This is a genomic window from Nonomuraea sp. NPDC050786, from assembly GCF_040654115.1.
Classification (GTDB): Bacteria; Actinomycetota; Actinomycetes; order Streptosporangiales; family Streptosporangiaceae; genus Nonomuraea.
The window spans coordinates 155,130-170,583 of sequence record NZ_JBFAHJ010000010.1; the positions used below are offsets into that span (position 1 = coordinate 155,130).

Annotated in this window: 15 protein-coding genes; 9 read left to right on the top strand and 6 right to left on the bottom strand. The window is 73.1% G+C overall.

Annotated elements, in window-relative coordinates; genetic code table 11:
* Positions 1–8: 8 nt before the first annotated feature.
* On the top strand, positions 9–575 hold the full coding sequence (locus AB0H84_RS20800) for an NADAR family protein (RefSeq protein WP_357606247.1): 567 nt from the start codon (positions 9–11) through the stop codon (positions 573–575).
* Here the strand turns inward: AB0H84_RS20800 and AB0H84_RS20805 are convergent.
* On the bottom strand, positions 554–1,096 hold the full coding sequence (locus AB0H84_RS20805) for an RNA 2'-phosphotransferase (RefSeq protein ID WP_357606250.1): 543 nt from the start codon (positions 1,094–1,096) through the stop codon (positions 554–556). The two genes, AB0H84_RS20800 and AB0H84_RS20805, sit on opposite strands and share 22 nt — an antisense overlap.
* A 22-nt stretch (positions 1,097–1,118) precedes the next feature.
* Positions 1,119–2,093 (bottom strand): helix-turn-helix domain-containing protein, encoded by a 975-nt coding sequence (locus tag AB0H84_RS20810; protein ID WP_357606253.1) that lies wholly within the window; start codon positions 2,091–2,093, stop codon positions 1,119–1,121.
* A 63-nt stretch (positions 2,094–2,156) separates the two neighbouring features.
* Between AB0H84_RS20810 and AB0H84_RS20815 the strand changes: the two genes are divergently transcribed.
* The 8 genes from AB0H84_RS20815 (at position 2,157) to mnhG (ending at position 11,425) form a co-directional block, all read left to right on the top strand.
* Entirely contained in the window at positions 2,157–3,365 is a 1,209-nt protein-coding gene (locus AB0H84_RS20815; RefSeq protein ID WP_357606256.1) for an MFS transporter, read from the top strand.
* Positions 3,366–3,419: 54 nt separating this feature from the next.
* Positions 3,420–4,826, top strand: a complete 1,407-nt coding sequence (locus tag AB0H84_RS20820; protein WP_357606259.1) for an alpha/beta hydrolase — start codon at positions 3,420–3,422, stop codon at positions 4,824–4,826.
* 132 nt (positions 4,827–4,958) lie between these two features.
* Positions 4,959–7,700 (top strand): Na+/H+ antiporter subunit A, encoded by a 2,742-nt coding sequence (locus AB0H84_RS20825; RefSeq protein WP_357606262.1) that lies wholly within the window; start codon positions 4,959–4,961, stop codon positions 7,698–7,700.
* Complete coding sequence (locus AB0H84_RS20830) at positions 7,697–8,506, top strand: Na(+)/H(+) antiporter subunit C (protein ID WP_357606265.1); 810 nt, start codon at positions 7,697–7,699, stop codon at positions 8,504–8,506. The genes AB0H84_RS20825 and AB0H84_RS20830 overlap by 4 nt, the downstream gene beginning before the upstream one ends.
* 212 nt (positions 8,507–8,718) lie before the next feature.
* Positions 8,719–10,269 carry a Na+/H+ antiporter subunit D gene (locus tag AB0H84_RS20835; protein ID WP_357606575.1) on the top strand — a complete coding sequence of 517 codons (1,551 nt, stop codon included), beginning with the start codon at positions 8,719–8,721 and terminating at the stop codon, positions 10,267–10,269.
* The gene (locus AB0H84_RS20840; protein ID WP_357606578.1) at positions 10,269–10,769 is read left to right on the top strand and encodes a Na+/H+ antiporter subunit E; all 501 of its coding nucleotides are present in this window, start codon (positions 10,269–10,271) and stop codon (positions 10,767–10,769) included. The genes AB0H84_RS20835 and AB0H84_RS20840 overlap by 1 nt, the downstream gene beginning before the upstream one ends.
* Positions 10,770–10,836: 67 nt before the next feature.
* Entirely contained in the window at positions 10,837–11,097 is a 261-nt protein-coding gene (locus AB0H84_RS20845) for a monovalent cation/H+ antiporter complex subunit F (RefSeq protein WP_357606268.1), read from the top strand.
* Positions 11,098–11,107: 10 nt separating this feature from the next.
* The gene (gene mnhG / locus AB0H84_RS20850; protein WP_357606271.1) at positions 11,108–11,425 is read left to right on the top strand and encodes a monovalent cation/H(+) antiporter subunit G; all 318 of its coding nucleotides are present in this window, start codon (positions 11,108–11,110) and stop codon (positions 11,423–11,425) included.
* Here mnhG and AB0H84_RS20855 read toward each other — a convergent pair.
* From AB0H84_RS20855 to AB0H84_RS20870, 4 genes are read right to left on the bottom strand one after another with little or no spacing between them, the layout of a single operon-like run.
* Positions 11,374–11,880, bottom strand: coding sequence for a DUF6328 family protein (locus AB0H84_RS20855; protein WP_357606274.1), 507 nt, complete (start codon positions 11,878–11,880; stop codon positions 11,374–11,376). The two genes, mnhG and AB0H84_RS20855, sit on opposite strands and share 52 nt — an antisense overlap.
* 50 nt (positions 11,881–11,930) lie before the next feature.
* A complete protein-coding gene (locus tag AB0H84_RS20860; protein ID WP_357606277.1) occupies positions 11,931–13,961 on the bottom strand; it encodes a xanthine dehydrogenase family protein molybdopterin-binding subunit in 2,031 nt (676 codons plus the stop codon).
* Positions 13,958–14,926 carry a xanthine dehydrogenase family protein subunit M gene (locus AB0H84_RS20865; protein ID WP_357606279.1) on the bottom strand — a complete coding sequence of 323 codons (969 nt, stop codon included), beginning with the start codon at positions 14,924–14,926 and terminating at the stop codon, positions 13,958–13,960. Before AB0H84_RS20865 ends, AB0H84_RS20860 begins: the two co-directional genes overlap by 4 nt.
* A complete protein-coding gene (locus AB0H84_RS20870; protein ID WP_357606282.1) occupies positions 14,923–15,411 on the bottom strand; it encodes a 2Fe-2S iron-sulfur cluster-binding protein in 489 nt (162 codons plus the stop codon). Before AB0H84_RS20870 ends, AB0H84_RS20865 begins: the two co-directional genes overlap by 4 nt.
* Positions 15,412–15,454: the final 43 nt, after the last annotated feature.

Sequence of the window (15,454 nt, forward strand, 5' to 3'; positions counted from 1 at the left end):
TGCTCCCCATGACCGTGGACGAGGCCGTCGCCGCCGAGGAGGCCGGCCGGCGCCTCAAATACCTGTATTTCTGGGGCCATCAGCCCGCCCGCGACGGCGGCGTCGGCGCCGGGTGCCTCAGCCAGTGGTGGCCGGTCACCTTCACCGAGGACGGCCACACCTACGCCTCGGCCGAGCACTACATGATGGCGCACAAGGCGTGGCTGTTCGGGGACGGGGAGAGCGCGGAGAAGATCCTCGCGGCCGGCCACCCGGGCGAGGCCAAGACGCTCGGCCGGACGGTGCGGGGCTTCGAAGAGGCGACGTGGGAGGCGCACCGCTTCGACATCGTCGTACGCGGGAGCGTCGCCAAGTTCGGGGCGCACGAGGAGCTGGCGGAGTTCCTGCTCGCGACGTCGGACCGGGTCCTGGTGGAGGCGAGCCCGGTGGACCGGGTGTGGGGCATCGGCCTGGCGGCCTCTGACCCGCGCGCCGCCTCGCCGGCCACGTGGCGGGGCGCCAACCTGCTCGGCTTCGCCCTGATGGCCGCCCGCGACACCCTCCTCGCCCGGCGTCAGGAGGGAAACCGCAGGTAGCCGGGTGGCACGTGGTCGACCAGCCACACCCCGTTGGCGCTGATGTGGAAGACGTGCCCGTCGGCGTGCATCGTCCCCGCGGCCACCACCAGGACCACGGGGACGCCGCGCCGTGCCCCCACGCGCGTCGCGGTCTGGCGGTCGGCCGACAGGTGCACGTGGTGCCGGTTCATCGGCCGCAGCCCCTCGGCCCTGATCGCCGCAAGGACCCGGCCCACCGTGCCGTGATAGAGCAGCTCGGGCGGCTCCACGGCCGGCAGGTCCAGGTCCACCGGCACCGTGTGCCCCTGGTTCGCCCGGATCCGGCCGTTGTCGAGGGTGTAGCGCCGCTTGTCGTTGGCGCGGACGACCTCCCACAGCTCCGCGGCCGTGATCGGGAACCCGTGCTCGGCGGCGGCCCGCAGCAGCGTGTCCACCGGCACCCATCCGTGGGCGTCCAGGGTCAGCCCGATCCGCTGCGGATCGTGCCGCAGGTGCCGGGAGAGGTACTTCGAGATGCGCACCAGGCGCCGTTCGTCCATCACCGCCATCATCGCGGCCCCGTCAACCGGTTTCCGCCGTGTGGGCGCGGACCAGGACGTCGCCGGTCTCCGTGCGGTAGTAGAGCACCGAGCGGCCCGAGCGCCTGCGGCCCACGAGGCGCGCGTCCAGCAGGACCTTCAGGTGGCGCCCCACCGAGCCCAGGCCCTGGCCGGTGAGGGCCACGAGCTGGGTCGTGCTCTTCGGGGAGTCCAGCAGCACCAGGACGCCGGCCCGGGCGTGGCCCATCAGGCGGCCCAGCGCCTCGGGCGGCCCGGCCGCGGTGTCGGCGAGCGCGCCCGAGCACGGGTACACCACCGCGGAGCGGTGGTCCGAGTCGTCCCATGCGGCCCAGGCCTGGCGGGGCGTGACCGGGACGAACATCAGCCGCGCGCCCTGGAGATCCCGCGGCGGGTAGTCGAAGGCGTTGACGCGCAGCCGCCCGTCCCCGAGCCAGCGCATCCCCGGGCGCAGGCCGTCCAGGGCGGCGGCCCAGCCGCCCTGGCTCAGTCGCGCCGTGCGGGCGACGACGTCGGCCTCGAGGACGCGGCGGCGCCGCGGCCAGTAGGGCAGCACCGTCTCCTGCCACACCCACTCCACGTGGGCGGCGAGACGTTCCGGCAGGTCGGAGCGGTGCAGGGCGGGCGGGAGCGGGCCGCCGAGCGACACGGTCAGGTCCTCGCGGGCCTGGCCGGGCGGTGTCTCGCGGATGCTCGCCAGCTCCTCCTCGAAGGAGCGGTCATCGCCGGTGGGCGTGGGGGTGAGGAAGTCGGCGTTCCACGTACGCCCCAGCGCGGCCCGTACGAGCAGCGCCGTGATCGGGTCGTCCGCCAGCCGCGCCCGGTACGCGGGCAGATGGGCGTCCAGCCACGCCCGCTCACCCGGATGCGCGGCCGTGCCCAGCTCCAGCGTCTTCAGGGTCGCGATGGCCTCCGCCAGCGGCGAGACGACGAAGCGGCCGTTCGCCAGCGTGTCCGCGCTGATCCGCCAGAACCCCAATGACGTTTCGCCTCCCCGCGAAACATTAGCGCCTCGCCCCGCCGCCATCGAGACTCCAGGCTCATGCGCACTTACCGGGAGCTGTTCGGCGCTCCGGAGTTCACACCCCTCTTCGTCTCCTCCTCGGCCCAGGTGGCGGCCCAGACGGTCAGCGGGCTCGGCCTCGGCACGCTCGTCTACGCCGCCACGGGAAATCCGCTGCTGTCGGGGCTGGCGATGTTCGGCCCCGCGCTGGCCCAGGTGGCCGGGGCGGCGACGCTCCTGTCGGCCGCCGACCGGTTACCCCCGCGCGCCGCGCTGGCCGGGATGGCGCTGCTCCTCGCGCTCGGCACCGCCGTGCTGGCGATCCCCGGCCTGCCGGTGTGGGCGCTGCTCGTGATCCTGCTGGCGGAGGGCCTGCTCGCGTCGCTGGGCGGCGGCGTCCGGTACGGCCTGCTCAACGAGATCCTCGCCTCCGGCGGGTACCTGCTGGGCCGCTCCGCGCTCAACATGGCCTCCGGGGCCATGCAGATCGGCGGCTTCGCCGTCGGCGGCGTGCTGGTCTCCGCCCTGTCGCCGCGCGGCGCGCTGCTCACCGGCGCCGCCCTCTACCTGGTGGCGGCCGTCGCCACGGCCGGGCTCAAGAAGCACCTGCCCCGCGCGGAGGGGCGGCCCTCGCCCGCCGAGACCTGGCGGAGCAACGTCCTGCTGTGGTCGTCCGCGCCGCGCCGCCGCGTCTACCTCGCCCTGTGGGTGCCGAACGGGCTGGTCGTCGGCTGCGAGTCGCTCTTCGTCCCGTACGCTCCCGAGCACGCCGGCCTCCTCTTCGCCTGCGCGGCGGCCGGGATGCTGGCCGGTGACGTGCTGGCCGGGCGGTTCCTCCCTCCGGAGTGGCGGACCCGGCTCGTCACCCCGCTGCACCTGCTGCTCGCGGTCCCGTACCTGATCTTCCTGCTGGGTCCCGCGACCCCGGTGGCGGCGGTGGCCGTCACGCTCGCCTCGGTCGGGTACGCGGCGAGCCTGCTGCTCCAGCAGCGCCTCATGGAGCTGACCCCGGACGAGCTGAGCGGGCACGCGCTCGGCCTGCACTCCTCCGGCATGATCGCCATGCAGGGCGTCGCCGCGGTCCTCGCGGGGGCGCTCGCGCTGCGGACCTCGCCCGCGGCGGCGATGGCCGTCCTCGCCGCCGCCTCCGTCGCCGTCACCGTGTTCTTCCCGGTGCGCCCGGAGCCGTCCCCGGGTGCCGCAGCCGATCCGCGGCGCCGCCCGAAGCTGGACGATGCTTGCAAGTGATCTATTCCAGCGCTTTTAAAGGGCGTCGCAAGGAATTCCGTTCATCTTTCAATCATGCGACGTCTAATCACCATTATTTCGCCCGTCATCGCGGTCCTGGTCGCCGCCGCCGGTTTCTCCGGCGCGGCGCGGGCCGCGGGGCCGGGCCGGCTCGAGGCGTATTACGGGCAGCGGGTGGCCTGGTCCTCCTGTGGCAACGGCTACCAATGCGGCAAATTACGAGTGCCGCTCGACTATTCACAGCCCGGCGGCAGACAGATCAAGATCAGCCTGGTTCGGTTGCCGGCCACCGGTAAAAAGATCGGTTCGATCGTGCTCAATTTCGGCGGCCCCGGAATATCCGGCGTCGATTCGTTGAAATCGAGCAAGGCGATCGTCTCCGCCGCCCTCCGGCAGCGGTTCGACGTGGTCAGCTTCGACCCCCGCGGCGTCGGCGGGTCGGCCCCCGTGCGCTGCATGAACACGCTCGGTCTTGACGCGTACTTCGCCACCGACCCGACGCCCGACAACGGCACCGAGGTCAAGCAGGCCAAGCAGTGGGCCAAGACGTTCGCCGGCGCCTGCAAGGCCAACTCGGGCACGCAGCTCCTCGCGCACGTCGGCACCGGCGAGGCCGCCCGGGACATGGACGTGATGCGGGCCGCGCTCGGCGAGGCGCGGCTGACGTACCTCGGCTGGTCGTACGGCACCTACCTGGGCGCCAGGTACGCCGACCTGTTCCCCGCGAGGATCCGCGCCATGGTGCTCGACGGCGCCGAGAACCCGAGCCAGACGGGCACCGAGTTCGCCCAGTCGCAGGCCCTGGGCTTCCGGGTGGCGACGGAGTCGTTCCTGCGCGACTGCTTCAGGGCCAAGGACTGCCCGTTCAGGCAGCACTCGATCGGCGCGGCGTTGAAGAAGCTCGAGGCGCTGTACAAGCGGGCCGACCGGGCGCCGCTGCGCAACGTCTACGACGGCCGGCAGGTCAGCGAGGCCGTCGCGCGGACCGGCGTGACCGCCTCGCTGTACTCCACGGCCGGCTGGCCCATGCTGCGCAAGGCGCTGGCGGCGGCGTTCAAGGGCGACGGCACGTACCTGCTGCTGCTCGCCGACGAGTACAACGGCCGCCGGTCCGACGGCAGCTACGACAACCGGTACGAGGCGCAGATGGCCATCAGCTGCGTCGACCATCCCGAGTCGCGCTGCCCGTACTGGCCGGTCAAGGGCACCCGGTTCGCCAAGAAGGTGCGGGCCGCGGGGTCGCCGCCGATCCTGGTGGTGGGCACGACCCGCGACCCCGCCACGCCGTACCGGCTGGCCCGGGAGCTGGCCTCCCAGCTGTCGAACGGCGTGCTGCTCACCAATGACGCCGACGGCCACACCGCCTACCGCGGCGGCTCCACCTGCGTGGAGCGGCAGATCGACCGGTACCTGATCACGGCCGCCGCGCCGCGCCCCGCCGCCTGCGCGGTCAAGGCCTGACCACGGCACCAGTCCCACACCACGGTGTGGGACTGGTGTCGTTCGGGTCAACCCTGGCCGTGCCTGCGCCCCGGCGGGCCTCCGGCGGGAGAGATTGGCGGACGTAGCCGGAAATGCCCTCCCGAGGAGCCCATGGAGTCGCTGCTGGTCCTGCACGCGGTGGCGGCGGTGTGCGCTCCCTGGCTGGTCAAGCGGGCGTCCCTGGCCCTGCTCGCGCTCCCGCCCGCCGCCGCCTTCCTCGCCACGGCGCTGGGGCGGCTGCCGGCGCGGGAGAGCCGGACCTGGGCGCCCCAGCTCGGGCTGGAGCTGGCCTTCCGCGTCGACGCGCTCGCCGTGCTCATGATCTCGCTGGTCACCGGCGTGGGCGCGCTGATCATGATCTACAGCACCCGCTACTTCTCGCGGGGCGACGAGGGGCTCGGGCGCTACGGCCTCTTCATGTCGGGCTTCGCCGGGTCGATGCTCGGGCTGGTGGCCGCCGACAACCTGCTCCTGCTCTACGTCTTCTGGGAGCTGACCACCGTCTGCTCCTACCTGCTCATCGGGTACGACTCCGAGAGCAGGCCGAGCAGGCGGGCCGCGATGAAGGCGCTGTGGGTCACCACGATCGGCGGTCTCGCCATGCTGGCCGGGTTCGTCCTGCTCGGGCAGGCCGCGGGCACGTACCGCGTCTCGGACATCGTCGGCCACCCGCCGCACGTGAGCCCCGCCGCCGTCGTGCTCATCCTGGCCGGGGCGCTGTCGAAGTCGGCGATCTTCCCGTTCAGCACGTGGCTGCCGGCCGCCATGGCCGCCCCCACCCCCGTCTCCGCCTATCTGCACGCGGCCGCCATGGTGAAGGCGGGCGTGTACCTGCTGGCCAGGCTCGGTCCCGCGCTCGGGGACGTGGCGCCCTGGCGCGAGGTGGCCGTGCCGCTCGGCGTGGTCACGATGCTGCTGGGCGGGTGGCGGGCGCTGCGCGAGACCGACCTCAAGCGACTGCTCGCCTACGGCACGGTCGGCCAGCTCGGCCTCCTCACGGTGCTGTTCGGCTCGGGGAACGGCGGCGCGGCGCTGGCCGGGGCGGCCATGCTGCCGGCGCACGCGCTGTTCAAGGCCGCGTTGTTCCTGGTGGTGGGCATCGTCGATCATGCGGCGGGCACCCGCGACCTGCGCGAGCTCAGCGGGGCCGGCCGGTCGATGCCGTGGGTGTGCGCGGTGGCGGTGCTGGCCGGGGCGTCGATGGCGGGGCTGCCGCCGCTCGTGGGGTTCGCCGGCAAGGAGGCCGCGCTGGAGACGCTCATGGGCGCGCCGCTGGTGCTGGCGGGGGTGGTGGCGGGGTCGGCGCTGACGGCGGCCTACACGCTGCGGTTGCTGTGGGGGGCGTTCGGCGACAAGCCGGGGGTGGCGGCGCGGGAGACGCATCGCGTGTCGGCGGCCATGTTCGGGCCCGCCGCGCTGCTGTCGGTGCTCGGCCTGGTGCTGGCGCCGTTCGTGTCCTGGTACGGCCACGCCCTGTCCGGATATATAGCGACCTTTCGTGATAAGGGGCATGAGACGCATGTAGTGCTGTGGGGAGGCTTCTCCCTGCCGCTCCTGCTCTCGGCCGCGTCGCTGGCGGCCGGGGTGGCGCTCTTCCTGGCCAGGGAGCCCGTGGCCAGGGCGGGAGCGGCGCTGCACGTGCTCGACTCCGGTCAGATCTTCTGGTCGGCGGTACGGCGGCTCGACCGCTTCGCCATCCAGCTCACCGGCCTCGTCCAGCGCGGATCCGTGCCCGACTACCTCATGCTCACCCTGTTCACCGCGATCGGCGTCGGCGTGTTCTCCCTCGCCTCCGGCGGCCCGCCCCGCCTCGACGTGCCCGTCGTCGCCTGGCAGCGTCCCGAGCAGCTCCTCGTCGCCGTCCTCATCGTGGCGTCGGCCGCGCTGGCGCTGTTCGCCCGCGCGTACATACTCCTGGGCGTCGTCGTCGGGATCACCGGGTACGGCACGGCGCTGCTCTTCCTCGTCCACGGCTCGCCCGACCTGGCGCTCACCCAGTTCCTGGCCGAGACGGTGAGCCTGGTCGTGTTCGCGCTCGTGCTGCGGCGGCTGCCGGTCGGACCGGTCAGGGGGCGGCTGCCGTTCTGGTTCAGGAGCGGGCTCGGGCTGGCCGTGGCCGTGGTGGTCACGGGCGCGGGCATGCTGGCGATGGGCGCGCGGACCGCCCAGCCGGTCGGCGCGCTCATGGGGGCGGCGGCCGAGCAGGCCGGAGCCAGGAACATCGTCAGCGCCCTCATCGTCGACATCCGCGCCTGGGACACCATGGGCGAGAGCACGGTGCTCGTCGTGCTGACGCTGGGCGTGACGAGCCTGGTGTTCCTGCGGCGCACGTCGTACCACATCGAGCCGGGGCCGCACGTGTCCGCCGAGCGCACCCGCTGGCTGGCGGCCACCCTCCCGCGCGGGCAGCGGGCTCTGGCGTTCGAGGTGGTGGCCAGGCTGACGTTCCACACCGTGCTGGTGCTCTCGGTGTTCCTGCTGTTCATCGGGCACAGCGCGGTCGGCGGCGGGTTCGCCGGCGGCATCGTGGCCGGGATGGCGATCACCGTGCGCTACCTGGCAGGCGGGCGGAACGAGCTGGCCGCCGCCGTCCCGATGCACGCGGGCGTCCTCATGGGCGTCGGGCTCACGCTGTCGACGGGCACGGCGCTGGCCGGGCTGCTGTTCGGGCGGGCGGCGCTGGACCTGATCTCCACCGACGTGACCCTCCCCCTGGCGGGCCACCTGCACGTGGGCACGGGGCTGCTGTTCGACCTCGGCGTGTACGTGTCCGTCGTCGGCATGGTCCAGGACATCCTGCGCGCCCTCGGCGCCGAACTCGACCGGCAGATCGACGCCGAGGAGAGCGCGTGACCGTCACCCTGCTGCCGTTCCTGGCCTGCGGCGCGATGATCGCCACCGGGGTCACGCTGCTGCTGGAGCGGAGCCTCGTACGCGTCCTGGCCGGCGTCATCGTCCTGGGCAACGGCGTGAACCTGCTGATCGTCACCGCGGGCGGCGACGCGGGCGCCCCGCCCTTCGTGGGCACCCGCGGGATCGCCGACCCGCTGCCGCAGGCCATGGTGCTGACCGCCATCGTGATCACCCTGGGGGTGACCGCGTTCCTGCTGGCCCTGGTGCACCGGTCGTGGCAGCTGTGCGGGAGCGACGAGGTCCAGGACGACACCGAGGACCGCCGCGTGCGCCTGCGCGCCCGCCGGGGCGAGCTGAGCGAGGCCGTACGCGCCCGGCAGGACGCCTACCGGCGGCTGGTCGCCGAGCAGCGGGCCGAGCTGGCCCGGCTGGAGGCCGAGCAGGCGGAGCGGGAGCGGCTGCAGGAGGCCGACCTGGAGCGGCGCATCGCCAGGGTGCACACCGAGCTCGAGCAGTGGATGCGCGCCAGCCGGGAGGAAGGGCTGTCGGAGGAGGACATGCACCGGCGCTTCGAGGAGGCGGGGCTCCGGGACGACACGCTCGCCATGGACAACCTCGAGCGCATCGACGAGCTCCGGGAGCAGTACGCGCGGGGGCGGGAGGAGCAGGCGGCCAGGGAACGGGCGCTGCGGCGCCGGCTCAAGGCCCGGCAGCGGGAGGCGCGCCGGCAGATGCGCGCGGCCATCAGGGAGGAGCGGGAGCGCCAGGCCCTCGCCCAGGATCCCGAACTGGAAGGCGAGGACTGACCCATGCGCCGTCCAGGCCCGGCCGCCCCCTGCCCGCCCGTCGGAGGACCGCGACGGGCGACGGTGGGGACGGGTGCATCCCGCCGTAGGGGGTTGAGGTCCCTTTGGGGGAGAGGAGCAGGGGCGTCGGTGGGGTGGATGCGCTCCCGCCGTTCGGGGCCGCGGCCCTGGAGGGAGAGCGCGCCGTCGAGGCCGGGGTGGGGGCGCGGGTGATCGAGCGCCTGGTGTGCCTGCCCGTGCTCCTGCCGCTGCTCGCCGCCGGGGTGAAGCTGGCGATCGGCGGCCGCCTGCGCCGGGTGCAGTCGTTCATCAGCCTGGCCACGCTGGCCGTCTCGGTCGCCGTGTCGGTGGTGCTGCTGAGAGCGGCCGACGCGCGTGGGCCGCTGGTCACCGACCTGGGCGGGTGGCCGGCGCCGATCGGCATCTCCCTGGTGGCCGACCGGCTCTCCGCGCTGGTGCTGCTGGTGTCGTCGGCGGTGACGTTCTGCGTCATGGTCTACTCGGTCGCCAACGCCTACGCCGAGCAGGAGCACGACGCCCCCATGGCGATCTTCCACCCGGCCTTCCTGGTGATGGTGGCCGGGGTCGCGGACGCGTTCCTGTCCGGCGACCTGTTCAACCTGTTCGTGGCGTTCGAGCTGCTGCTGAGCGGCTCGTACGTGCTCCTGACGTTCGGCGGCACGGAGCCGCGGATCCGGGCGGGCGCCACGTACACGCTGATGGCCCTGGCCTCGTCGATGCTCTTCCTGATCGCGCTGGCCATCACCTACGCCGCCACCGGCACCCTGTCGATGGCGCAGCTCGCCGAGCGGTTCGCCAGGCTGCCCGGCCAGGTGGCGATGCTGGTGGAGCTGACGCTGCTGCTGGCCTTCGCGATCAAGGCGGCGATCTTCCCCGTCGCGGCCTGGCTGCCCGACTCCTACCCCACCGCGCCCGCCCCGGCCACGGCCGTGTTCGCCGGGCTGCTCACCAAGGTGGGCGTCTACTCGATCATCCGGCTCGAGGCGCTGCTCTTCCCCGGCGGGCCGGTCTCCACGCTGCTCATGTGGGTGGCGCTGGCCACGATGCTGGCGGGCGTGCTCGGCGCGGTCGCGCAGACCGACCTCAAGCGCATGCTCTCGTTCACTCTGGTCAGCCACCTCGGGTACATGGTGTTCGGCGTGGCCCTGTCCACGGTGGCGGGGCTGACGGGAGCGATCTTCTACATGCTCCACCACATCACCGTGCAGACGAGCCTGTTCCTGGTGACCGGGCTGGTCGAGCGGCGTACCGGGACCACGTCGGTGTCCAGGATGGGCGGCCTGATGAGGACCGCGCCGCTGCTCGCCGTGCTCTTCTTCGTGCCCGCCATGAACCTGTCGGGCATCCCGCCCATGTCGGGTTTCCTCGGCAAGCTGCTGCTGGTGCAGGCGAGCCTGTCCCACGGCGGGCCCCTGCCCGTCGCGTTCGTGGTGGCGGGCCTGATGACGAGCCTGCTCACCCTGTACGCCGTCGCGAAGACGTGGAGCAAGGCGTTCTGGGGCGCCCCTCGGGCGGTACGGGCGGGCACGGTCATGGAGAGCGAGGAGTACACCGGCGAGGAGCCGACCGTCACGACGACCGTGCTCCCGGTGGCGCTGTCGGGCGCGGTGGCGGCGCTGGTGGCGATGGGACTGTCGTTCACGGTGCTGGCCGGGCCGCTGTCGGCGCTGGCGCACCGGGCGGCCGTCGAGCTGTCGGCCCGCGAGCCGTACATCGCGGCCGTGCTCGGGAGCCGGCCGTGATGCCCCGGCTGGCGCTGGTCGCCTGGCTGGCGGTGGTGTGGGTGACGTTGTGGGGCGACCTGACGGCCGGCAACGTGCTCGGCGGGCTGGTGGCCGGGCTGGTGGTGACGTCGCTGCTGCCGCTGCCCGTCCTGGACCCGGGCATCAGGATCCGTCCGGTGGCGCTGGCGCGCTTCCTGCTCTTGTTCGGCCTGGATCTGGTGGTCTCGACCGCGCGCGTGGTGCTCTGGGTGGTGCGGCCGGGCGCGCCGCCCACCCAGATCGTCCGGGTACGGCTGCGCACGTCGTCGGAGTCCATGACCGTGCTGATCATGGTCGCGATCTCGACCGTGCCGGGCAGCCTCGTGGTGGAGGCCTATCCCGACGAGCGCGAGCTGCTCCTGCACGTGCTGGGACGCCCGGGGGACGTCACCGAGGTCGTGCGGGAGGACGTGGCCGGGCTGGAGTCGCGCGTCGTGGCGGCCTTCGGCACCTCGCGGGACAGGCAGGAGCTGCCGTGACGGCGGGGCACGCGGGACAGGCGGGAGCTGTCATGACGGCGGGGCACGCGGGACAGGAGGAACTGCCATGGAGACGGTCTATCTGGTGGCGCTCGGGCTGCTCGGGTGCGCGGCGCTCGCCACGCTCTACCGGCTGGGGCGCGGGCCGACGATGCTGGACCGGTCGGTGGCGCTCGACGTGCTGACCTCGCTGTCGATGTGCGTGGTCGGCGCGTTCGCCGTGGTCATGGACGACTATTCGGACCTGCCGGTCCTGCTGGTGCTGTCGCTGCTGGGGTTCGTCGGATCCGTGGTGCTGGCCAGGTTCTTCTCGGGGAGGTCACGATGAGGCAGGTGCGGTGAGCGCGCTCGACGTGGCGGCGGCGGCCTGCCTGCTGCTGGGCGCGGCGCTGGCGCTGTCGGCCGGGGTGGGGCTCGTCCGCTTCCGGACCACCTTGGAGCGGATGCACGCCGGCACCAAACCGCAGGTGCTCGGCGTGCTGCTGGTGCTGCTGGCCATGTGGCTGCACCGGCCCACCTGGGCGAACTTCGGGCCGCTGCTGCTGGCGGGCGTCTCGCAGGTGATCACCGTGTCGGTGGCGGCGTACATGGTGGCGCGGGCGGCCTACTCGCGCGAGCGCGCGGACGACGACACCGAGCTCCCGCCCGAGGACTGATCGTCTCTGTCCGACCGGCTGAGCGCCGCCTGGCCGAACCAGGTCCACAGCGCCAGCGCCGCCAGGATGCCCGCCGTGGTCCAGCCCACGGCGGGGCCGAACAGGTAGTCGATCACCAGCATGGTGGCCGTCGTCATGGAGACCGTCAGCGCGAGCGCGCCCACGATGCCGTAGTGGTTGGAGCGCCGTACCAGGGTCTCCTTGTGCCCCTGCCTGAACAGCACGCGGTGCTGCGCGGTCGGCGCGATGTAGCAGATCGACGCGACGGCGGCGCTGACCAGCGCCACGTAGAACAGCCACCGGTCGGCCAGGTCCAGCTTGGCGAAGCCGGACGAGAAGGGCACGGTCAGCAGGAACGCGAAGAGCACCTGCACCCCCGTCACCGCCACGCGCGCGCCCTGCAGGAGCTCCACGAAATTGCGGTCCGCCCGCTCCTGCTCCGACTCGTTCTTCACGCCGCCTCCCGCCTTTGGAACGAGGAATCCTCCTTCCTTGGCAAAGCGGGCTAAAACATCAGGTCGATAATCTTCGGCGGGGTGATCGGGAGGTCGCGCACGCGGTGGCCGGTGGCGTGGTACACGGCGTTGCCGATGGCGGCCGCCGTGCCGACGATGCCGATCTCGCCGATGCCCTTGCTGCCCATGGGGTTGAGCTCGCCGTCCTCCTCGTCCAGCCAGACCGCCTCGATGTCCGTGACGTCCGCGCAGGCCGGCACGTGGTACTGGGCCAGGTCGCGCCGGAGGAAGCCGCCGAACTCCTCGTCGGTGAACGTCTCCTCCATCAGCGCCATCCCCATGCCCATCGTCATGCCCCCGATGAACTGCGACCTGGCCAGCCGGGCGTCCACGATGTGCCCCGCGGCGAACACGCCGAGCAGGCGGGAGACGCGGAGCTCGCCGGTCACGGAGTTCACCCGCACCTCGGCGAACTGGGCGCCGAAGGCGTGCCTGGCCAGCTCCGCGTCCCGCTTGACCTCCTCGGTGGTGTCGGCGCGGCCCACCGTGCCGTTCACCTTGAGCCCCTCGCAGGCGCGTACGACCGCCGACCCCCACGAGGCCGTGCCCATGGAGCCGCCGGCGAGCGGCGCGTCCGGCAGGTCGCTGTCGCCCAGCTCGACGTGGACCCGGTCGGGCGCGACGCCCAGCGCCTCCGCCGCGATCCTGGTCAGCGCGGTACGCGCGCCGGTCCCGATGTCGGCGGCGGCGATCTGGACCAGGAAGTCACCCTCCCGCATGGTGACGACGGCCTTGGACGGCCGGCGCCTGGACGGGTAGGTGGAGGCGGCCACGCCGGTGCCGATCAGCCACTCGCCGTCCCGCAGGCGCGCGGGCTCGGGGTCGCGCCGGTCCCAGTGGAAGCGGCGGGCTCCCTCACGCAGGCAGGCCACCAGGTTGCGGGAGCTGAACGGCAGGCCGCTCTCCGGCTCCACCTCCGGATCGTTGATGACGCGCAGCTCGATCGGGTCGATGCCGGCGGCGTAGGCCAGCTCGTCCATGGCGGACTCCAGCGCGTACATGCCGGGGCACTCGCCCGGGGCGCGCATCCACGACGGGGTGGCGACATCCAGCCGGACGAGCCGGTGCGCGGTGCGCAGCGCGGGCGTGGCGTACATGACGCGGCTCGGGGTCGCGGTCTGCTCGGCGAACTCCACCAGCGTCGAGCTCTGCTCGTACGCCACGTGCTCCAGCGCCGTCAGCCGGCCCTCCGCGTCGGCGCCGAGCCGCAGCCGCTGGATCGTCGGCGTCCGGTAACCGGTCACGTCGAACATCTGCTGCCTGGTCAGCACGGCCTTGACCGGGCGGCCGACGGCCCTGGCGGCCAGGGCGGCCAGCACGGCCTGCGGCCTGGTCGTGCCCTTCGAGCCGAACCCGCCGCCGACGTGCCGGGACACCACCCGGACCTCCTCCCTGGGCAGGCCCAGCGTCTTCGCGATGAGATCGCGGCTCGCGGAGGCGCCCTGCGCGGTGTCGTAGACCAGCAGCCGGTCCTCGGTGTCCCACAGCGCCAGGGCGGCGTGCGGCTCCATCGGGTTGTTGTGCTGGACGGGCGTCGTGTAGGTGACGTCGATGCCGGTCTCGGCCGCGTCCAGCCCGGCCTCGACGTCGCCCTTCACGGTGTCGCACGGGTAGCCGGGGTTGACGGTCTCCGGCTGGTAGAGGTTGGGGTGGTCGGCGCGCAGGGTCACGTCGTGGAGGTCCTGCTCGTACTCGACGACGATCGCGTCCGCGGCGGCGCGGGCGTTCTCGTACGTGTCGGCCACCGCGGCCGCCACGATCTGGCCGCGGTAGGCGACGTCGCGGCTCTGGAAGAGCGCCAGGTCGCCCTGGGCCTCCTCGCCGAGCCGGGGCGGGTCCTCGCTGGAGAGCACGGCCAGCACGCCGGGCATGGCGAGCGCCTCGCCGCCGTCGATCCGCTTGATGCGGCCCTTGGCGATCCGCGACTGCACGGGGTAGGCGTAGGTGACGCCCTCGGCCGGGTATTCGGCCGCGTACGTGGCCAGCCCGGTGACCTTGACGCGGCCCTCGACGCGGTTCACGATGCCAGCTCCTCGAGCGTGCGGACGATCAGATTGCGGGCCAGCGGCAGCTTGAAGGCGTTGCGCGGCAGGGGCCGGGCCTGCTCCAGCTCCGCCTCGGCGGCGGTGAGGAACGCCTCGCCCGTCGCCGGGCCGCCGATCAGCACCTGCTCGGCCCGCTCGGCCCGCCAGGGCGCGTGCGCGACGCCGCCGAGCGCGATGCGGCAGCCGGCGACCACGCCGTCGCGGACGTCGAGCACGGCCGCGATGGACACGAGCGCGAACGCGAACGAGGCCCGCTCGCGTACCTTGCGGTAGAGCGAGGCGCCCGGCGGCGGCGCGGGCAGCTCCACGGCGGTGATCAGATCGCCCGGCTCCAGCACGGTGTCCCGCTCGGGCGCGTCGCCCGGCAGCCGGTGCAGCCCGGGGATCGGCACGATCCGGTCACCACCCGGACCGGTGACGTGCACCTCGGCTCCTAGCGCTGCCAGCGCCACCGCCATGTCGGACGGGTGGGTGGCCACGCAGGCGTGCGAGGTGCCGAGGATGGCCAGGTTCGTGTGGTCGCCCTCGATGGCCGGGCAGCCGGAGCCGGGCTCGCGCTTGTTGCACGGCCTGCTCACGTCCTGGAAGTACGGGCAGCGGGTGCGTTGCAGCAGGTTGCCGGCGACCGTCGCCATGTTGCGCACCTGGCCGGACGCGCCGCTCAGCACCGCCCGCGCCAGCATCGGGTAGCGGGAGCGCACCAGGGGATCGGCCGCCAGATCGCTGTTGCGTACGGCGGCGCCGACGCGGAGCCGGTCGCCGGCCTCCTCGATCGCGTCGAGCGGCAGCCGGCTGACGTCCACCAGGTGGTCGGGCCGTGCCACGCCCAGCCGCATGAGGTCCACCAGGTTGGTGCCGCCGCCCAGGTACATGGCGCCGGGCCCGCACCTGCGCACCGCGTCCGAAGGGCTCTCCGCGCGGGCGTAGTCGAAGGTCTTCACGGCGCGACCTCGGCGATCGCGCTGACGATGTTGACGTACGCGCCGCACCGGCACAGGTTGCCGCTCATCCGTTCCCGGATCTCCTCCGGGGTCAGGTCGGGGTCGGCGGCCATGTCGCCGGTGATCGCGCTCGGGCCCGGCTCGCCCAGCATCCCGGCCGCCGAGCAGAGCTGGCCGGGCGTGCAGTAGCCGCACTGGAACGCGTCGTGCTCCATGAACGCCGTCTGCAGGGGATGCAGCTCGTCCTCGTGGCCCAGCCCCTCGACGGTGGTGATCTCACGGCCGTCCATCGCGACGGCCAGCGCCAGGCAGGAGTTGGCCCGCCGCCCGTCGATCAGTACCGTGCAGGCCCCGCACTGGCCGTGGTCGCAGCCCTTCTTCGCGCCGATCAGCGCCAGCCGTTCGCGCAGCAGGTCGAGCAGCGACATCCGGGGGTCCACTGTCACGGCGCGGGACACGCCGTTCACCATCAGGGTGATGTCCATGGCGCACGCCTACCCGAGGTCCAGACGAGACAACCCCGGAGGG